The sequence below is a fragment of the Anabaena sp. FACHB-595 genome (assembly GCF_048568275.1).
Taxonomy (GTDB): Bacteria; Cyanobacteriota; Cyanobacteriia; order Cyanobacteriales; family Nostocaceae; genus Trichormus.
The window spans coordinates 1,988,051-2,007,589 of sequence record NZ_CP183473.1 but is presented as its reverse complement, the minus strand read 5'-3'; the positions used below and the strand labels follow the sequence as shown (position 1 = coordinate 2,007,589).

Here is a 19,539-nt window from a genome sequence, read left to right as displayed (position 1 = left end):
CATTACTACTTACATAAAGCTTTCTCCTGCAACAATGTCAGAGCATCTTACCCTTCCAACAAATAAACCTCAAGTTACTCATTTCTCCTCTGGCCCTTGCGCCAAGCACCCTGGTTGGTCTGTGTCGAATCTGGAAAACGCCTGCTTGGGTCGTTCTCACAGGTCTGAAGATGGCAAAGCCAAGTTGTCTGAAGTGATTGAACGTTCCAAACAAATTCTCGGTTTACCTGCTGATTATCGTTTAGGTATCGTTCCGGCTTCTGACACGGGTGCAGTGGAAATGGCCTTATGGTCGCTACTGGGACAAAGACCTCTAGACATCTTGGCATGGGAAAGTTTTGGTCAGGAATGGGTCAAAGATGTTGTCGATGAGTTGAAGTTACCTGATGTGCGTCTGTTGAAAGCACCCTATGGCGGGTTACCCAATTTAGATGAGGTTGATTTTAGCCATGATGTGGTGTTTTTGTGGAATGGCACGACTTCTGGTGTGAGAGTGCCGAATGGTGATTGGATCAAAGACGATCGCCAAGGTCTAACCATTTGCGATGCTACATCTGCCGTATTTGCGATGGATATTCCTTGGGAAAAAATAGATGTATTGACTTACTCTTGGCAAAAAGTATTGGGTGGAGAAGCCCAGCATGGTGTGATTGTCCTCTCACCCCGTGCTGTGGAAAGACTCGAAACTTATGAACCAGCTTGGCCTATACCGAAAATTTTCCGCCTATCCCAAAAAGGCAAATTAATTGAAGGCATTTTTAAGGGGGATACCATCAATACACCATCGATGTTGTGTGTGGAAGATGCCCTAGATGCGTTGATTTGGGCGGAAATTGTTGGCGGTTTACCTGGTTTAATTAGTCGTAGTGAGGCCAACTTAGCAGCGATCGCTCAATGGGTGAAACAAAGCAATTGGGCAGATTTCTTAGCTGAGAAACCAGAAACTCGCTCTTGTACTTCAATTTGCTTAAAAATCATTGATGCTGCCTTTGCTAGCTTGAGTGCAGAAGACCAAGGCAAATTTACTAAGAAACTAGCAAAACTTTTGGAAAAACAGCAAGTGGCTTATGATATTGCCCCCTATCGTGCTGCGCCTCCAGGCTTGCGAATTTGGGGAGGCGCTACGGTAGAAACTGCTGATATTGAAGCTCTGCTTCCTTGGTTAGATTGGGCATACGTGACTGTCAAAAGTGAGTTTGTGCCAGTAGCTTGAAGTAATTCGTAATTTAGGACTTACGCACCAGGTTGTCTGTTGAGTCCGGGTGTAAGGGGGTAAGGGTATAGGGGTGTAAAGGTTTCAAAGATTTATACCCCTGTACCCCACACCCTTGTCCAAACCCTTGATCTTTCGTTTTCATGCGTAAGTCCTAATAATTAATCATTCGTAATTCGTAATTAACACTCTTAATTACGAATTGTGCGTTTTAAACAATTTAGAAATTAATTACTCATAAAACCAATAAAAATTAGCTTGATTATAGAATTTATTAATAATTATTATATTTATTTGTCCTTTATCTTCAATGAAAGGATTTAATTATCTGTCTGTATTTTCTACGGAAACCGTAAAAAATATACTAATCTCGATAAGTTAAATAACCATAATTGTAAATTTGTATTCCTCACAAGGGTTGGCTCTGTGAAGTTGTTAAGTAAGTCTTGGGAACTGCTTGACACAAATTATCACAGTAGTTAAATTTACATTAACCTAACAAAAATCAAGGTCATAGATAGCTGAATATTGTGCGGGATTCATATAGTGTTTGCACAATTTCTGGGAATTTATATCAGAAAACCTGATTCCGAGTTAGGATGAATGCTTAGTAAGCATTAGTATTAACATCGAGTTCAATTTTTTAGATTTTATGGACAAAAGTCCACAAGATGGCAGTATAATCCTCCCCTGAGTTTGGTGAGCCAGTCTCCCAGCGCGGGGGAGACAATAGGAGGTAAAATCATGCTCACACAGGATGTTCGCATTGCGCTCATGGATGTTGCTGATTTAAACCAGCTCAAGTGGGATTTAAATCGGCTGCAACCTGTAGATGTAGGCGAGTATATTACTCAATTGCCAGAAAAGCAGCGAGCGATCGCCTTTCGTCTCCTCAACAAAAATCAGGCAATTGATGTATTTGAATATTTGCCGACAGAAGTTCAAGAAGAACTAATTAACTCCCTGCATGATGCACAGGTGGTGCAACTTGTGGAGGAAATGAGTCCCGATGAACGGGCAGAATTATTTGATGAACTACCTGCTGGTGTCATCAAGCGGTTATTACGAGAACTCAGTCCCGAACAAAGACAAGCAACCGCTACTATTCTCGGTTATCCCGAAGGTACAGCCGGGCGGGTGATGACTACTGAATATGTGCGTTTGCGTGAAGGTTTGACGGTGGGAGAAGCCCTGAGTAAAATTCGCCGTCAGGATGAAGACAAGGAAACAATCTACTACGCCTATGTTACAGATGACAACCGCAAACTAGTACGGGTTGTTTCCTTACGACAATTGTTATTTACCTTTCCCGATGTCTTGATTCGTGATATCGCAAGCGATCGCGTTGTTAAGGTCAGAACCGATACACCCCAAGAAGAAGTCGCTCAAATTATGAAGCGCTATGACTTAATTGCCATCCCCGTAGTTGATCGGGAAGAGCGATTAGTCGGTATTATCACGATTGATGATGTAGTCGATATTTTAGAAGAAGAAGCAACGGAAGATATTCAAAAGTTAGCTGGGGTGAGTGGTGATGAAGCTGCTTTGTCTTCGCCTCTACTCACTATCCGCAACCGCTTACCCTGGTTGTTAGGAATTATGGCTTTGTATATTGGTGCAGCTAGTGCGATCGCTCCTTTTCAATCAATTATTGCTGCTGTACCAGTATTAGCTGTGATTATGCCCATATTTTCCAATACAGGGGGAACAGTCGGCATCCAAGCATTAACAGTTACTATTCGTGGTTTAGGTATAGGTGAAGTCACACCCAAAGATACTATGAAAATTCTGCGGAAAGAAATTTTCGCAGGTTTAGGGACGGCTGTAGTCTTAGCTATAACTATGTTTGCCCTTTCTTTAATTTGGGCTAAACCCCAAGAACGATGGGTAGCGGTGATTGCCGGTACAGTCATGGCAACTAATACAATGGTGGCTGTAACACTTGGTACTTTGTTGCCAATGGGTTTGAAACGCCTAAAATTAGATCCTGCTTTAGTCAGTGGCCCATTAGTCACCACAATGCTTGACACCATCGGCTTTTTAACCTTCTTAACTCTAATTGCTACAGCCTTAAACGTGTTTCACTTACCGACTTAGTTGTCAGTTGGCCTTTTTTGAATTTTGAATTTTGAATTTTGAATTGGAGCGAAGCGAGTTGACTATGGACTGTTGACTATGGACTAATGACTAATGACTAATGACTAATGACCAGTTATGCCTACTTCGACTTGGAATCGTCACCACGTCCTTTCTTTAGCTGACTTTACTGCTGCTGAATACGATATTGTTTTAAAAACTGCTGCCAGTTTTCAAGAGGTATTATCTCGGCGGACAAAGAAAGTACCAGCTTTGCAGGGACAGGTGGTGGCAAATTTGTTTTTTGAACCATCTACGCGCACTCGGAGTAGTTTTGAACTTGCTGCTAAACGCCTCAGTGCAGATACGCTAAACTTTGCTGCGTCTACTTCTTCCATGACCAAGGGAGAGACAATTCTCGATACAGCAAAGACATATTTGGCAATGGGTACTGATATTATGGTGATCCGCCATAAAGAAGCAGGTGTACCAAATGCGATCGCTCAAGAAATGGATCGTTTAGGTGTACGTGTTAGTGTCCTCAATGCTGGCGATGGTCAACATGAGCATCCCTCCCAAGGACTACTGGATTTATTTACTATTTGTAGTTTAATCGACCCGGCCAATCCTAGATTAGAGCTTTTGCAAGGGAAAAAGATCGCGATCGTTGGTGATATTCTTCATTCCCGTGTAGCGCGATCCAATATTTGGAGTTTAATTGCTAGTGGCGCGCAAGTGCATCTAGCCGCACCACCTACTTTATTACCCAAATTTTTTGCTGAGTATATCTTTGGAGAAGAAACAGCACCTCCTGGACAATTATTTATCCATTGGCAATTAGAACCAGCTTTGCAAGAGGCTGATTTTGTCATGACTTTACGCTTACAAAAAGAGCGTATGACTGCTAATTTATTACCTAGTTTGCGAGAATATCATCAATTGTTTGGCATTACCCGCGCTAAATTGCAACTATGTCAGCCAAATGTCAAAGTTTTACATCCCGGCCCTGTTAACCGTGGTGTAGAAATCAGTTCCGATTTGATGGATGATCCAGAATTTAGTTTGATTCAGTCCCAAGTTACCAGTGGCGTAGCGGTACGCATGGCATTGTTGTATTTAATAGGTAGTGGTAAGACTTGATCATCAGTAATTGGTAATGGGAAATAACACTAATTACCTATTACCTATTACCCATTACCAACGAGACAAACTATAACCCGATAATGTCAAGGTTAAGATAAAAATCTTGGTAGACAAAACCAAAAGCAAGAACCACCTTCACTACGTGGAGCATAACCAATACTACCCCCCCAACGCTCAACCGTAATTCGGCAAAAATAAAGGCCTAAACCAGATTTTCCACTACTTTTATCTTTACCTTGAGAAAACTTTTGAAATAAAGTGTTAACCGTTTCTAGTGGTACTCCACTGCCTTCATCATCTACAGAAACGTATATATAATTTTCTTTTGATTGTAAGCGGATAATTACTGTAGACTCCGGTGGGCTGTAGCGGACAGCATTTTCTAGTATATTAAAAATTACTCTATCTAAACGAGATTTATCTCCCTGTACTTTCCAGTTTGCTAAAGGATCAATAGCATCAGCTAACGTTAAGTTGATATTGTTTAATGTAAAACTAGGTTTTAAGGTTTCGACGACATCATTTATACAACCTAAAATATTTGGCGCTTCCTCACCATCAACAACAAAATTTTCTAATGCTATCATTTCCGCAGAAAATGTATCTAAAACTTTTCTCATCAGATTTTCTTGATTGAAAGATTGTTGTTGACAAACTTCCAAATAATTTCTTCCCTGAGGAGTTAAATTTTCAAATTCTAATAAAGATAAACACCCAACCATAGCATTTAATTGTCCCGCAATATCATGGATTAAACAATGAATTAGTATTTCTTGCTTTTGATTATTTTTTATCAATTGTTGATAATTTAGTTGCCGTTGTCGAGCCTCTTGTATAATATTTTGCCTATGTCTATAGCTTTCCTCTAAAACTTCAATTAATAATATTTTTTTATCTTCGACAAAAGTTGCATGAGCTTCAAATTGATATTCTTTACCTTGCGGATCTATTTGTATCCAGATACCCGAAGTTAAGTTTTTACAATTACTAGTACTCCAAAATTCTTCGGCATCAAACAGAAAGTTTTCTAAAAAATAAAATTCTTCTTGCAGAATGGAAATCTCCATCCCTAAACTGAATTTCTGCTGACAAAAATCCCTAAACCAACTAGGTAAATTACTAATAATTTTAAATAATCCAGCCTCGATTCTCTCTAATACAACAATGTTTAAAGCCGCAAATAGGTTTTCTGTAATATGTGCATTCATAATTATCAAGAAAGTTCAGCATGATAGTGCAGTTTAACAGAAATGACTATAGGAATACTATTTGATTTGTGAATTATAAGTAGGGTGGGTATTGCCAATCATGTCAGGTTTTTAATGGGCATTGCCCAGTCTACAGATACTTATGTTTGTTCAATAATCAAATCGGATTACTATATGCAGCAGAAACAAAGTTTAAGATGTTAAAGAAATGCTTTGCATTGAGAGACAAAGCATTTTTGTAATTTGTTATATTCTAAGAATATGACTGAATTTTAGCCTTTAGTTACTAGTTTTTTTAGATAAAGTTTAATAAAAATTATAAATAATTATACAAGATTATCTGGTGTAATCAAGGGTTACTGGTATTATTTTGATGCACTGACCCTAGACCAAGATGAATGAACATGAACGGCACTCTTATTGGCGTGCTAACACAACTTTAATTAGAAATCTTTTAATTATTTGGATGCTGGTTTCCATAGTTTTCAGCATTCTGTTAGTTCAACCATTAAATGGACTACGTTTTTTTGGCGTGCCTTTTGGCTTCTGGATGGCACAGCAAGGATCAATCCTAACGTTTGTGGTATTGATTTTTGTTTACGCTTTCCAAATGGACAAGCTAGACCGCAAACATAATATTAAAAAGTAAGGAAAAACTGTGTCAGTTGAAATTTGGACGATTCTCATAGTTGGACTCTCATTTGTTGCCTACATCTATATTGGTTGGCAATCACGAGTCAAGAGTAGCAAAGACTTTTTTGTGGCAGGTCAAGGTATTCCTTCCATTGCTAATGGTGCAGCCACCGCCGCCGATTGGATGTCTGCCGCTTCGTTTATTTCAATGGCGGGGCTGATTTCTTTTTTGGGTTATGACGGTTCTATTTACCTCATAGGCTGGACTGGTGGCTACGTGCTGCTGGCATTATTATTAGCTCCATATCTGCGTAAATTTGGTAAGTATACTGTGCCAGATTTTGTAGGCGATCGCTATTATTCTAATGTGGCGCGTCTAGTGGCAGTGGTAGCCGCAATTTTTGTTTCCCTCACTTATGTTGCTGGGCAAATGCGCGGTGTGGGTATTGTTTTCAGCCGCTTTTTGCAAGTTGACATTAACACAGGGGTCATCATCGGGATGGTGATTGTCGGCTTTTTTGCTGTGTTGGGGGGAATGAAAGGTATTACTTGGACACAAGTAGCCCAATATGGGGTGTTGATTTTAGCTTACTTGATTCCAGCGATCGCGATCGCCTGGAAACTCACAGGCAATCCCATTCCTCAGTTAGCATTTACTTTTAGCGATGTTGCTACGAAGCTGAATCAAATCCAAGTAGATTTAGGATTTCAAGAATATACCCAGCCTTTTGTCAACAAGACAATGCTGGATGTACTGTTCACCACAATCGCCTTAATGGTAGGTACTGCTGGCTTACCTCATATCATCGTCAGATTTTACACAGTTCCCAGTGTCCGCGCCGCCAGATTTTCAGCTGGTTGGGCGTTGTTATTTATTGCCATTCTCTACACCACAGCGCCGGCGCTTTCTATGTTTGCCCGTTACAACTTAATTACTACCCTGCACAATCAAACGATTACAGAAGTACAACAGCTAGACTGGGCGAATAAATGGGAAAAAACTGGATTGCTGAAGTTTGAAGACAAAAATAATGATGGTCGTCTCCAGTTAACCCCCAAAAAAGACACCAATGAAATTACCATTGACCGGGATATCATCGTGCTGTCTACACCAGAGATAGCAAAACTAGCACCTTGGGTAATTGCTTTGGTTGCGGCTGGTGGTTTGGCGGCTGCTTTATCGACAGCATCAGGATTATTACTCGTAATTTCTAGTTCCGTAGCCCACGATATTTATTACCGTATCCTCGATTCCAGCGCTTCGGAAAAGAAACGAGTGTTTGTTGGGCGCGTCATGGTGGGTTTGTCTGTTGTTCTCGCTGGCTACTTTGGTGTAAATCCACCGGGGTTTGTGAGTGAAGTAGTAGCTTTTGCCTTTGGTTTAGCGGCTGCAAGCTTCTTCCCAGTTATTGTACTCGGAATTTTCGACAAGCGTACCAATTCCGAAGGGGCGATCGCTGGGATGTTGTCGGGGTTAATTTTTACAATCGTTTACATCATTGGTGTGAAGTTTGGAGGTATGCAGCCTTGGTTTTTTGGCGTATCTCCTGAAGGAATTGGCACGTTGGGTATGTTGATTAATCTATTAGTGACACTCGTAGTTTCGCGCCTCACCCCACCGCCACCAGCCGAAATTCAGGCGATGGTAGAAGATTTACGTTCACCGTCTATTGAAGAAGACGTGCAACCAATTGGGCATTAGGAGTAATTCTTAATTTTGTTGGCGTAGCCTTGCCGTAGGCTATTTTGAATTGATATTACTACTGCCCCAACTCTTTGATATTATTCATCGCTTGCTGGTACAAGTCGTTATTGTTTTGTCGCTGGAAGATATCTGCTGCTTTTTGCAAATCTTCCAGCGCTCCTTGTCTGTCACCTTGGGCTGCACGGGCATTGCCTCGATTATTATATGCAGGGCCAAAGTTAGAATTGAGGCGAATGGCTTGATTGTAGTCTGATATGGCTCCTTGCCTATCCCCCTGGGATGCACGGGCATTACCTCGGTTGTTGTAGGCGATCGCATATTTGGGGTTGAGGCGAATGGCTTGGTTAAAGTCTTCCAGCGCTCCTTGTTTGTCCCCTTGGACAGAACGAGCATTGCCTCGGTTATTGTAGGCTTCGGCGTAGTTGGGGGAAAGGCGAATAGCTTCGTTGTAGTCGGTAATCGCTCCGGCGTTATCACCTAGAGAGGCGCGGGCGTTTCCCCTGCTGTTAAAGGCTTCGGCATCGTTGGGGGAAAGGCGAATGGCTTCGTTGTAGTCGGCGATCGCTTTTTGTTTGTCTCCCAAATCAAAGTAAGCTAATCCTCGTCCCCTATAGGCAGCGCTATAGTCAGGATCTAAACCAATCGCTTTATCATAGGAGGCGATCGCCGCTTGTGAATCACCTTGAGCGTGCTGTCTTTGCCCTTGAACGTAAAATTGCCCAGCTTGAGAATTGTTGGTTGTCCGACGGCTAGGAGGATTTACTCCTATTTCTGTTACCAACACTTCTTTATTATTACTACAGGAAACGCTGGTAATTGCGCTCAGTGCGGTAAGCACACCTATAGTTAATACTCTTTTTAACTTCACCCGCCCTTGCTCCAATAACCACCGTTTCATAACTTGCTCTAAACCGCTATGATAACTGGATAAAATTAGTACCAAACTCAGTCAATTATCCAACTAAATATTGGTTCTTACTGTATCCAGATATCCTGAGTCAATGAATTTTGGAGTTTAGATTGTTGATTTTAGATTGAATAAAGTCTTTTCATCAAAAATCAAAAACCTAAAATTATCATGATCAATTGACGTGCTGATCTCTTTTACCCACGGTTTAATTAACAGTTAATTACTGGATCAATCGGGAAATTTAGCAAATAAATTATTGCAGTAGAAAATTTACGGTGCTATGTGTTAGGACTTACGCACTCAAGTTATCTGTTGAGACTGGGTATAAGGGTGTAAGGGTTTTAAAAATTTACACCCCTACACCCTTAATTTTTCCCAGTCTATTAGCGATGTTAGGCGATCGCTGGTATTTTGATAAGGGACTTCCAGATCAAAAAATATCCAAAATGTAGGGTGCGTCAGTATGGATAATTTCTGAGTATAGTTAGGTTATATGGTACTGACGCACCCTACCAAACCATCAATTTCGGATAATTTATTTTTTGTTGTTCCCTAAGCGTACCCATAGGGTATTTTGAATTGATTACCTTTCCTACCCATTTGCGGAAGATTCAAACACACCCACAGGACAAGCAACATTCGTCCCACCTAAACCACAATAACCATTGGGGTTTTTCGCTAGGTACTGCTGATGATAAGCTTCCGCGTAGTAGAACTCTGGTGCATCTAGGATTTCTGTTGTAATCTTTTCATACCCTGCACTGCTGAGAGCTTGCTGATAAGCGTCGCGTGAAGCTTCTGCTAGCTGTTTTTGCGCCTCTGAATAGACGTAAATACCTGAACGATACTGAGTCCCCACGTCATTACCTTGGCGCATTCCTTGAGTAGGGTTGTGGCTTTCCCAAAAGACTTTAAGTAGCTGAGTGTAACTAATTACCTTGGGGTCAAATACTACCAATACAACTTCGTTGTGACCTGTCAAGCCTGTACATACTTCGTCATAGGTGGGGTTGGGAGTAAAACCAGCCGCATAACCAACAGCTGTGCTGTAAACCCCCTGCTGCTGCCAAAACTTACGCTCTGCACCCCAAAAACAACCCAAACCAAATAAGGCTTTCTCAAAACCGTCAGGAAAAGGAGGTTTTAGTGGGTTCTTGTTGACATAGTGGTTAGCCGGTACAGGCATAATTTGCGCCCTTCCAGGTAAGGCTTTTTCAGGGGTGGGCAACGCTAATTTTTTACCAAATCCAAATAGTGCCATTGATTTTGAGTCTGTGTTTTTACATACATCTTTAATTTACTTAATATTTTAAGCCTTCTGCCATCCCCAGTCATTTTTCTGGGGAGTCAAGAAGAGGAAAAGGGGCAGGGGGCAGGGTGACAAGGGGAAGACAGGGATTGAGCTTTTCCCATGTTCCCCTCCACACAAGAGTAAAAGGGGCAGGGAGCCAGAAGAAACCTGCTCCCCCTGCCTCTTATGGTTAACTTTCCGCAGTTTCTAATTCCATCGATACTGAAGCATGGACTAAGGGTAGTAGAGGGCCTAGTTGCTCTTGTCCATTCACAGCTAAATCACTATGACAGAGATAAATTTTCTGTGATACACGAGATAGCAAATCAGTCAAAATTCTTTCTAGTCGAGTTTGTTCTGCTAATTTTTCATCTTCTGCTGTCCAAGGTTGTCCTAACCTATCTTGTAAGAAAAATGGCGCACCGAATAAGGTAGCTGCACCACCTTTTGCCCACAGGGGAGAACCTGCATCCAGCCAAAAATGCCACTGGTGAAATCTTCGACTAGAACGATATTGGAAAATGGTGGCAATGGTGACAGCTTTTTTCACTGAGCCAATGGGACGTAAGGGGTAAGGGTTGGCGGTAATTGTACCCCGTCTTAGCAGTTGAATAAATTCTACGATGGGTGCGTTGACTGGGGAATCCTGCGGAATCAATTCTTCTTTTGTCTCTCCTACTTTTCTACTTTGCCGTAACCTAGTGTCAATTTCCCAATAATGCTGGGCTGTCTCTAATAATTCTCGTAGTGCGGCTAACTGATCATAGGGTAGGTTGCTGCCATTCCATAAAAAGCGTTGAATTGCTCTATCTAATAGGGAAATGGGGCTGGGAATCAGGCGCAGTTCTTGTTGCGATCGCTGCTCCTCTAACCACTGTAATATCTCACTATAGGCTGTGGTGGCTGCGTAACCAATCCGATCCCACCGTTCAAAGCTTGTTACTGGTAGTAAGTTGGGATGGTCGGGATGGGGGACAAAACAATAGTCAGCGATTAATCCTGCTCGTACTGGGTCGATTTTGGTGGGGACTGGGGATTGAGGACTGGGGACTGGGGACTGGGGACTGGGGGGTGTTGTTAGGGTTTCGGGGGGTTCTGGTTTTCTACTTAAGACAACTAGCATCTCAGCTACTGCATCCCGGTCTACTAAGCGTCCCAAACCTGGATAAACTAGCGCCAGCATGGTGAGCAACGCTCTGATGGGTGGCGAACTAATGAGGGGGCGTTGGTCGTTGAGGGATTCGACGGGGATATTTTGTTTGGTAAGGATTTCTGTTAGTGTATAGCGGGCGATCGCATCTAAACCAGGGGCGATAATTGCCACCTGTTCTGGTTGTACTTCCCCTGACTTAATGGCGTTGACAATTACTTCGGATGTTTGCCGTAATAGTTGGGCGCGGGATGTGGTTTGGACTGATTGCACCATCGGTGGTAAACCCGACGATAATATTATTGGTTCGCTGAGGGATTCGATCATTGGTGTTGCTAGTCTATCTGCCAATGATGCTGGTGCCAATCCCATCAAGGTTTCGATTTGGCAGCGTCTAGCCAATCCTGCCATATATTCGGGATCAGCTCCCAGTCCTAAGCGCACTCCACCATCAGGATTGTAACTAAAAGCGGCGATCGCTCCTTGATCTAACAACAACTCAAATAATTTCCGCACTACACTAGGATATTCATCCACATCATCGGCTAGCACAGCTTGATATCTTTTAGCTAGGTGTTGCTGGTAATGCTCATGGTTTAACAAGTGCTGACTGTAAAGTTCAGTAATAATGCCATAAGTCAGTAATCCTCGTTCTAAGCACCAATTGCGCCAATCTAGTAATAAAGATGCCAAAAATTCCGGTTCTAAATTAACGTTATTATCCTCTAAGCCTGTTTGCAAAACCTGAGCAATGTTTTCACAAGGGATACCACTATAAGCCGCTAGCTGCATCAAGTCCAAAATACGTCTGACCAAACGATATTCATTCACTCCCGCACGTCGTAATATTTCTTCATCTAAATGCGATCGCCAGAGTTTTGTTGCCAGTTCTTGCTCTGTTTCTGGGCGCAATCTTACAGGAAATTGTGCCTTTAGATTCAACAATTGAATCAGCAAAGGCCAAAATAAGATAATGTCATCCTGAAAAAATCCTAGTGGTGTTTTTACCCGAATTGGGTATTTACCTTGAGTATTAGTAACAATTTTGTCACCTAAATCTCGGCGATTATCATCATTCGCCGATAAAACTAAAACTCCCGGTTTAGCTTGTTGAATATCCCAAGATAAAGATAAAGATGTGCTTGCTTTTAATTTTGCTTTTTTAGTATAAAATAATTCATGAACTTGGTTGTCATGTTGCACCCAATCACAAAATTGTCTTACCAAACGAGTAGTCTTGCCACTACGGCTACTACCAACAATCCAAATAGAATGAGAAAGCACAAATTATCTCCTGAGCAGATTTGTTAATATATTTTTTGAGTTATTTTAAAGTAAATAAATCTTACTTAATCATTAATTTACAGATAAATGCCTACAATGAGGAATTCTATTTTTAGCGAAAAAATCTATCCTATTCTCCTGTCTGCTTATCGCTGGTATTTACGAACTCCAGAACGTTCTTTAGAAGAAGCTTACAAAGCTGCATTAAATATTAAAGCCATAGAAGATGAACACTTTAATGGTAACAAAATAGACTTTAACTCAGCCATCTACAGCAATAGTGTGATGGATTATTTTGAGTCTGATTTAGCCCAAGAGTTAAAGACAGCTAGAATGCGGCTAACTGAATTTCGTTTTAGTCGTTGGTTTTCTAATGAATCTCATCAAAAAGCTGCTCGCAAAGCAGGGATAGAGTATCCAAGCTCTAATGTAACTTTAGAAAAATTAAAATTCATTGATGAAGTCATCTCCAAATATATCATCACTGATTATGAAATAGTGGCACCATCTGGAGTTTCAGAATCACAGGTTAGAACAACTAGTTCACAACCACCTGAAAACCCATCACTTACCGACGCTTTAAGAACTAATGATATTAATAAGAATAATTTAGTCGAACGCATTTATACCCCAACATCACCACCACAATTAATCAAACAAAGAACAGAACAGAGTAAAAAATCGAGAGGCAAAGCAGATACAACAGGCATTTTGCCACGATCTATTTTGAGTACCATTGGGCGGTTACAAATTGAATTAGACCCAAATGCCGAACAGGATGTTATTAACAATTTCCGACAGGCTCAAAAAAGAAGTATCATATCGATTAGATTTATTTTACTAATAATTATAGTACCTCTTTTAACCCACCAATTATCAAAAGCTCTCATCGTTAGCCCCATTTTTAACCATTTTAAAAATGATCATACAGAGCAGATATTTTTGAACTCTGAAATGGAGGAAGAAGCATTATCAACCCTACATAGGTTTGAAGAAAGAATCAAATTTGAAAATCTGATTAGTAATGCACCTCCACTTTCTGCTGAAGCCATAGAAACTCAAATAAAAGAAAAAGCAGAAGAACTTGCAGCAGAGTTTCGAGGTGAAAGCTCTAATGCAATTAAAAATGTGTTTGCTGATATCTTTTCTGTTGGTGCATTTATCTGGTTGCTGCTTGTCAGCAAGCCTTCGATTATGGTACTCAAAGAGTTTTTTGATAATGTTGTCTATGGTCTCAGTGATAGTGCCAAAGCATTCATTATTATTTTATTTACTGATGTATTTGTCGGATTTCACTCTCCTCATGGCTGGGAAGTAATTTTAGAAGGTTTATCCCGCCACTGGGGACTACCGGCCAATAGAGATTTTATTTTCTTATTTATTGCAACTTTTCCCGTAATTTTAGATACTATCTTCAAATACTGGATTTTCCGGTACCTCAACCGCATATCGCCTTCCGCCGTCGCTACATACCGTAATATGAATGAATAAGAGCCATAAGAAAGTGCGTTGTCTAGATTTTGATCAAACTCAATGATCTCCGGTTCACTAGATTTGTATAGTTTTATATTTGCCTTTTTCTATTGTTTTAAGTATAAATACTGTTTGTATGTGAGTGTGTGTTAGTCGCTAGTCTCAGTTTTTTTAGATATGCTTTAACACCCCTTCCCCTTTTGGGTAGAGCCTTTTAGTTTAGCTGGGAACTACTCACAGGTCTATCTCGTCATTTTTGCTGACTGTGAATCGAGTAATAAATTGTGTCTAATAAAGTAATTATTTAGACATAAATGCCGTTAATAGCACTTGGCGTAGTCAAATACGAAGACTCATATCGTGAAAATGCCGTGTTTTTATGACTTTACTGACCTCATCAGAAGGTTTGCGGTGTTTTTAGTGTCTCTTGTTTTTTAATTTGTACTCGTTACCGAAATCAGGTTATTGCGGGTTGTATCTAGTCAATGTTCCTGCTTACATCAGTTACCAGCTAAATAACGACACCAACTAATCTGGACAAAGCAGTCCTGACAAAAAATTTCCCTGACTCATCACAACCTCCGCTACCGTTAGCAGTACTCACTGCTTTTAAATCCGTAGTGCAGAATCTTTATGTAACAAGGCTTTTGAGCCTATACCTTGCTAAAACTAGTAGGCTTTTGTTTTCCTGACTGACAGCAAAACTAGTTTATTGACAAAACCTAAGCAACCATCATGCCAAATCATCTATTCCACTGAATTTTGGCATTTAATTACTGATATTTTATGTGAGGTGAAAAATGTTCAAAATTTTATTTGATAGCGATTTAATATTAGATGCCGTCATGAATCGCACCGAACTTGCTGAGGATGTCAGGACGTTATTAGAAAATTTACATCCATCTATTCGATTATACTTAACAGATGTTGGGTTACAAAAAGTCTCTACTTATACTTACTGCTTAAAAAATAGCCAGATTCCTGAGATCATAGTTGATTGGTTACAAGAGCAAATTCAAATTTGTCCTATCGATCAGGGTTTGCTGCAAAAAGCACGTTATTCGCCTCTCAGAGATTTTGAATCTGCTGTAGAACTGGCTTGCATCAACCATTATCAATTAAATGCGATTGTTACTAATAAACCAGAAGATTTTATTGTTACTGCTCATCCATTATGCGTATGGTCGTTTGCTGACCTGTGGTTACGCGTCAATTTAGAAAGTCAATTACAAGCGACTATACATAGTTGATATATGACAAATCTAGACTGAAAATAGTACTATCACAATTTTAAAATCTTTATATCAAAACTACTTTAAACAAAAATTCTGTGATTTTGATAGATATTACTATAGGATTCATACTTGATTTTTTAAATCTGCGTAGAGAAACCACTGCGTTGGTAAGGTAGTCTAATCTTGTGGGTTTACCCGATGAGGAAATGCCGAAAGGGTTCCCCGGCTTGGAGCAAGTGGCTTTGAGCAATGCCACCCTACAGATACTGGGATTTTCATGCACAAGCACAGGCTACACCAACAATCATCAAATCCGATTTTTATATAAGAATAGGTAATAATTAATGAAATTTCTCTTCTACAACTTTTGAATATCAGCTAAGATTTATAGCTAAATTAAAATTTAGCTTAAGATATGTTAACAAAATCTTATTTACTCAAGAACAGACAAGACTAAATTTTTTTTTGTAATTTGATAGCGCGGGTTTTCTTTGGTGCTAGGATCTAGCACTATAGGTAAGATTAAAGTGCTGTAGCTGTGAAACAAAAGCCAAAACCAAGAATCGCTTTGTTGCGGGAAAAAGCAGGACTAACTCAGTTGGAACTGTCCCGTCTTGTTGGTGTGACTGAAAGCACTATTCAAAACTGGGAAAGTGGACGGACTGGAACAGACCACATTGAAAGAATTATTAGGTTTTGTAAAGCCTTGAATTGTCAAGTAGAAGACCTAATTGAGTATAAAGATGAAACAACAGAAACCTCTGTGAATAAACCAACTTCTTTAAGCGACATTCATCATCTGTTAGGAACTGAAGAGGCTACTTTTGCTAATAATTCTGAGGCTGGGTTTTCTCAACAGCCAAAAGCACCTGAAGCCAGTTTCTAACTGTCAAATTTAAATTATCACCTCCGACCAATTACTGGCATTATGCTTAGTAATTGGTAATTGTTTATCTGTGATTATTTATGGGAAGTCTAATTGGGAATTTTCTAAAGGAATTGATTGTTGCCATAGAGCATCAACTGTAATAAATTGGTAGCCTTGTTGTAGTAGTTGCGGAATCAGGATTTTAATGGTTGCAGCTACATCTTGTCCACCACAAGCACCATCATGTAGAACAATTAGTGAACCGTTTTGTACTTGGTTAATAACTCGCTGTATTACTTGTGTAACGCCAGGCCTTACCCAATCTTCTGGGACGACACTCCACATCACTGGACGATATTTCCATTCTTGTAAGAGATTTAAGGTTTTGGGTGTGAACAACCCATTAGGAGGTCTAACATCGCGCACTTTTTCAGGTGAGAGGTTACAAGCATTGTAGATGGCTGCTTGGGTTTTTTCTAAACTCTGTTGGAGTTCGATAGGCGATAGCATGGGGAAAGAGCGATGATCGTAACCGTGTAAGCCGATCCAATGACCACGATCGCATATTGCTTGAGCAATACTTGGTGAACGGTTAACACAAGCACCTAACCAAAAAAAGCTAGCAGTGATATTGTAGTGATCTAAGACTGCTAAGACTTGTGGGGTGTATTGGGGATGGGGTCCATCATCAAAAGTCAACGCGATCGCTCGACGATGGCGATCGCCACTCCAAAGACAGCCAGGAAAAGCTGGTTGTAGAATCCGATGAACAATAGGAAAAATTGGAGCTAGCTGAATTTTTACCATTCCCTCACCTCAGCTATGTGAGGTTAAATCTTAACAGATTTTTTCTGCTGAGATGGTGCTAAACGAGTAATCTTCGGTCTCGTCTTTCCCAATAACTCAAAAAATAGCTCCTCATATTGGTCAATTGCTTGCTCAAAAGAGAAGTTTTCTTCTGCAAATCGTCTACCTTGATTGCCTAACTTTGTCGCTAATGTCGAATTATTATATATATCCAATACTGCTGCTGCTAACGCTTCCGGTGATTCTGGTTCCACAATCATACCGCCACCACTTTCTTTAATCACCTTGGCTGCTGTACCAGTTGCGGGAACTGAACCAATAATTGGACGACCAGAAGCTAATGCGAGTGGAATCTTAGAAGGCATATTAAAAGCAATCACGTTGCTTTTCTGCACAATTAAGTTGACATCAGCCGTTGCCAACATTTGCGGTACCTGTTCTCTTGGTTGCAATGGTAAGAGTAGAACATTATCTGCTCCACAAGATAGACAATATTTCTGTAATCTAGATAAAGCCGTTGATTCACCAATAATGACGAAACTAATATCTGGAATGTGACGTAAATAGGTAGCTGCGGCTATTACTGTCTCTAAACCTTGCGTTAGTGCGATGTTACCAGAGTACATCACAACAAATTTGCCATCTAGTTGATGGACTGTTCTCCAAGAATTGTTTTTAGCTAAGGGACGGACAAAATTAACATTCACCCAATTAGGAATACAAAGAATTTTTTTAGCACTTACTCCCTTATTTATTAAATTCTCACGAAAGCCGTCGGCTATGACGCTAATCTTAGTGGCATTTTTATAAGCAAATTTTTCTATAATTTCGCAAAAGCGAATCATTAATTTATTGGTCATCAATCCGACGCGTACAGCTGCTTCGGGTAAGATGTCCTGTACATTTAACACTACGGGACACTTATAAAACAACCCAAGCAGGGTTGCTGGTAGTGAAACTAGAAGTGGCGGTACTGTTAATAAAATTAAGTCTGGTCTTTCGCCATTAAAAGCTTGTGGCAAACTAGTGAAGATAAAACTTAACTCTAGTAATAATCTATCTATTAATTTAGGTTTAGACTTAATTCGTAAATAACTACGCTGGATAGTTACGCCATTCTTTTGTTCTGTCACATACCACTTGCCTTTGTATCCATCGTAAATTTCCCGTTGTGGATAATTAGGCATTCCTGTAATCACTCGCACCTGATGTCCTCTCTCTACCAAACCCTCTGCCAGTTCAGTCATCAAAGGTGCGATACCGATTGGCTCTGGATAATAATTGTAGGAGTAGATGAGAATGTGCATGATTTATTAGTAATTTTTCTAATGTGTAACGGAAATTATTTTTGATATAGTTGAAACACTTAAGTTAAGTAACAATATATTCTTTGTTCGTAGATTTGTAATCGGAAACAATATTTAATATTAAAATTGATATTGCCTGTTTCTTTAGGACAAAAATATAGGGATATCTTTGGAAACATCATTTTCAGTTATCCAATTTTAAAATACACATTGCATATTATTTGTAATAAAAATACTGTAGGCATCAATTTACCTTATGTTGTAATTATTGCTTTTCATTACTCAACTCGTATTGTAGCTTTATAGCTCAGTTTTTTGAGGGTTTTTACTGATGGTTTATCAAATCTTTAAATTTTTCACGAAATTTCATTTAAATCTTAGAATCTTATAAACATACATTATTGGTAGACATTTCCCTTATACAAACGGACGTTTACGTCAAAAATTTTTAGCATTTGGTAAATTTATAATACTTTTAAGCCTAAGAAATATGAAATAAGCCAAATACTTACCCATTTATTTGTGCATTATCAAGCGAATAGATTAGGTTTACCACTTATTTATTCATCACTACCTATTGAAGCAATTCCTGAAAATGATCGCTCAAATACTCAAACTGGGGAAACATGAAACAACAATAGGGTGTGTTATATTGCCATACGCCACGCCATGTTGACATTTGGCGAAACGCGTTAGTCTACGAACACACCCAAAACTTCTTGTTTTTTAAAATTGATTTAGCTTAAAAAAGGCAAGAGGCAGTAGCCGGAGGCAAGCCGTAAGGCTGGGCAGATACGTCTACGACAGGCTCCAAGTATGGGGAGTGTCCCCAGGGAAGGTAGAGCAGGAAAAACAGCTTTTTTCGTCAGTTCATCATGACTACTTATATATTTGCAGTAACCTACCTGAATTTGGCTATGCCAGTCTTGCAGTAGCCAAATCTCGGATTAAATTTGTTCTAGACGATAGGTAACTGTTTACGGAATTAATTTCTTCACTACTGAGGGCTTGTTGACTATTGAGCTGTTTCAACAACTGCTTGACTAAATCTGTATCACTGAGGCGAAGAAGAGTGCTGGACTGGGTTTGTTCAACCAGAGACCAAATTTGACGTAGTGTTTTTGAGTTTATGGGGCAGACCTTCATCGCAATCACTCCCTTTACTACTGCATATAAGTGCTGTTAACAACCTAAAAAGAATCTTAAATTATAAAATCTAAAGAAAATCTTAAATAT

15 protein-coding genes are annotated in these 19,539 nt (G+C 39.9%); 8 read left to right on the top strand and 7 right to left on the bottom strand.

Annotated features, from left to right (window positions below; translation table 11 throughout):
* Window positions 1-34 precede the first annotated feature (34 nt).
* The 3 genes from ACN222_RS08360 (at window position 35) to ACN222_RS08350 (ending at window position 4,429) form a co-directional block, all read left to right on the top strand.
* Window positions 35-1,213 carry a phosphoserine transaminase gene (locus ACN222_RS08360; RefSeq protein WP_010995852.1) on the top strand — a complete coding sequence of 393 codons (1,179 nt, stop codon included), beginning with the start codon at window positions 35-37 and terminating at the stop codon, window positions 1,211-1,213.
* A gap of 744 nt (window positions 1,214-1,957) precedes the next feature.
* Window positions 1,958-3,310: a magnesium transporter gene (gene mgtE, locus ACN222_RS08355; protein WP_044521039.1), complete on the top strand. Its 1,353-nt coding sequence runs from the start codon at window positions 1,958-1,960 to the stop codon at window positions 3,308-3,310.
* 117 nt (window positions 3,311-3,427) lie between these two features.
* The gene (locus ACN222_RS08350; protein WP_010995850.1) at window positions 3,428-4,429 is read left to right on the top strand and encodes an aspartate carbamoyltransferase catalytic subunit; all 1,002 of its coding nucleotides are present in this window, start codon (window positions 3,428-3,430) and stop codon (window positions 4,427-4,429) included.
* A gap of 92 nt (window positions 4,430-4,521) precedes the next feature.
* On the opposite strand, the gene ACN222_RS08345 is transcribed toward ACN222_RS08350, so the two are convergent.
* Window positions 4,522-5,640: a sensor histidine kinase gene (locus ACN222_RS08345; RefSeq protein WP_010995849.1), complete on the bottom strand. Its 1,119-nt coding sequence runs from the start codon at window positions 5,638-5,640 to the stop codon at window positions 4,522-4,524.
* 394 nt (window positions 5,641-6,034) lie between these two features.
* On the opposite strand from ACN222_RS08345, the gene ACN222_RS08340 reads away from it, so the two are divergent.
* Together ACN222_RS08340 and ACN222_RS08335 are read left to right on the top strand one after the other, a co-directional pair.
* Window positions 6,035-6,289, top strand: coding sequence for a DUF4212 domain-containing protein (locus ACN222_RS08340; protein WP_010995848.1), 255 nt, complete (start codon window positions 6,035-6,037; stop codon window positions 6,287-6,289).
* Between the two features lie 9 nt (window positions 6,290-6,298).
* Complete coding sequence (locus ACN222_RS08335) at window positions 6,299-7,975, top strand: sodium:solute symporter family protein (protein WP_044521037.1); 1,677 nt, start codon at window positions 6,299-6,301, stop codon at window positions 7,973-7,975.
* A gap of 58 nt (window positions 7,976-8,033) precedes the next feature.
* Here the strand turns inward: ACN222_RS08335 and ACN222_RS08330 are convergent, their stop codons facing one another.
* The 3 genes from ACN222_RS08330 to ACN222_RS08320 form a co-directional block, all read right to left on the bottom strand.
* Window positions 8,034-8,876 carry a tetratricopeptide repeat protein gene (locus tag ACN222_RS08330; protein ID WP_010995846.1) on the bottom strand — a complete coding sequence of 281 codons (843 nt, stop codon included), beginning with the start codon at window positions 8,874-8,876 and terminating at the stop codon, window positions 8,034-8,036.
* A 604-nt stretch (window positions 8,877-9,480) separates the two neighbouring features.
* Entirely contained in the window at window positions 9,481-10,149 is a 669-nt protein-coding gene (gene msrA / locus ACN222_RS08325; RefSeq protein WP_010995844.1) for a peptide-methionine (S)-S-oxide reductase MsrA, read from the bottom strand.
* A gap of 220 nt (window positions 10,150-10,369) precedes the next feature.
* Window positions 10,370-12,613 carry a hypothetical protein gene (locus ACN222_RS08320; protein ID WP_010995843.1) on the bottom strand — a complete coding sequence of 748 codons (2,244 nt, stop codon included), beginning with the start codon at window positions 12,611-12,613 and terminating at the stop codon, window positions 10,370-10,372.
* 87 nt (window positions 12,614-12,700) lie between these two features.
* Between ACN222_RS08320 and ACN222_RS08315 the strand changes: the two genes are divergently transcribed.
* The 3 genes from ACN222_RS08315 to ACN222_RS08305 all read left to right on the top strand — a co-directional run bounded on the left by ACN222_RS08315 (window position 12,701) and on the right by ACN222_RS08305 (window position 16,207).
* The gene (locus ACN222_RS08315) at window positions 12,701-14,104 is read left to right on the top strand and encodes a proton extrusion protein PcxA (RefSeq protein WP_010995842.1); all 1,404 of its coding nucleotides are present in this window, start codon (window positions 12,701-12,703) and stop codon (window positions 14,102-14,104) included.
* 782 nt (window positions 14,105-14,886) lie between these two features.
* Entirely contained in the window at window positions 14,887-15,336 is a 450-nt protein-coding gene (locus ACN222_RS08310) for a hypothetical protein (protein WP_010995841.1), read from the top strand.
* 523 nt (window positions 15,337-15,859) lie between these two features.
* Window positions 15,860-16,207 carry a helix-turn-helix transcriptional regulator gene (locus ACN222_RS08305; protein WP_010995839.1) on the top strand — a complete coding sequence of 116 codons (348 nt, stop codon included), beginning with the start codon at window positions 15,860-15,862 and terminating at the stop codon, window positions 16,205-16,207.
* A 78-nt stretch (window positions 16,208-16,285) separates the two neighbouring features.
* Here ACN222_RS08305 and ACN222_RS08300 read toward each other — a convergent pair whose 3' ends face one another.
* The 3 genes from ACN222_RS08300 to ACN222_RS08290 all read right to left on the bottom strand — a co-directional run bounded on the left by ACN222_RS08300 (window position 16,286) and on the right by ACN222_RS08290 (window position 19,449).
* On the bottom strand, window positions 16,286-16,987 hold the full coding sequence (locus ACN222_RS08300) for a polysaccharide deacetylase family protein (protein ID WP_044522858.1): 702 nt from the start codon (window positions 16,985-16,987) through the stop codon (window positions 16,286-16,288).
* Between the two features lie 32 nt (window positions 16,988-17,019).
* Window positions 17,020-18,303 carry a glycosyltransferase family 4 protein gene (locus ACN222_RS08295; RefSeq protein WP_010995837.1) on the bottom strand — a complete coding sequence of 428 codons (1,284 nt, stop codon included), beginning with the start codon at window positions 18,301-18,303 and terminating at the stop codon, window positions 17,020-17,022.
* Window positions 18,304-19,218: 915 nt separating this feature from the next.
* Window positions 19,219-19,449: a hypothetical protein gene (locus tag ACN222_RS08290; RefSeq protein WP_190449739.1), complete on the bottom strand. Its 231-nt coding sequence runs from the start codon at window positions 19,447-19,449 to the stop codon at window positions 19,219-19,221.
* Between the last annotated feature and the right edge of the window lie 90 nt (window positions 19,450-19,539).

Excerpts from the sequence above, each read along its gene's own strand:
- ACN222_RS08360 (WP_010995852.1), top strand. The coding sequence starts at position 35 with ATGTCAGAGCATCTTACCCTTCCAACAAATAAACCTCAAGTTACTCAT.
- mgtE (WP_044521039.1), top strand. The coding sequence starts at position 1,958 with ATGCTCACACAGGATGTTCGCATTGCGCTCATGGATGTTGCTGATTTA.
- ACN222_RS08350 (WP_010995850.1), top strand. The coding sequence starts at position 3,428 with ATGCCTACTTCGACTTGGAATCGTCACCACGTCCTTTCTTTAGCTGAC.
- ACN222_RS08345 (WP_010995849.1), bottom strand. The coding sequence starts at position 5,640 with ATGAATGCACATATTACAGAAAACCTATTTGCGGCTTTAAACATTGTT.
- ACN222_RS08340 (WP_010995848.1), top strand. The coding sequence starts at position 6,035 with ATGAATGAACATGAACGGCACTCTTATTGGCGTGCTAACACAACTTTA.
- ACN222_RS08330 (WP_010995846.1), bottom strand. The coding sequence starts at position 8,876 with ATGAAACGGTGGTTATTGGAGCAAGGGCGGGTGAAGTTAAAAAGAGTA.
- msrA (WP_010995844.1), bottom strand. The coding sequence starts at position 10,149 with ATGGCACTATTTGGATTTGGTAAAAAATTAGCGTTGCCCACCCCTGAA.
- ACN222_RS08315 (WP_010995842.1), top strand. The coding sequence starts at position 12,701 with ATGCCTACAATGAGGAATTCTATTTTTAGCGAAAAAATCTATCCTATT.
- ACN222_RS08310 (WP_010995841.1), top strand. The coding sequence starts at position 14,887 with ATGTTCAAAATTTTATTTGATAGCGATTTAATATTAGATGCCGTCATG.
- ACN222_RS08295 (WP_010995837.1), bottom strand. The coding sequence starts at position 18,303 with ATGCACATTCTCATCTACTCCTACAATTATTATCCAGAGCCAATCGGT.
- ACN222_RS08290 (WP_190449739.1), bottom strand. The coding sequence starts at position 19,449 with ATGAAGGTCTGCCCCATAAACTCAAAAACACTACGTCAAATTTGGTCT.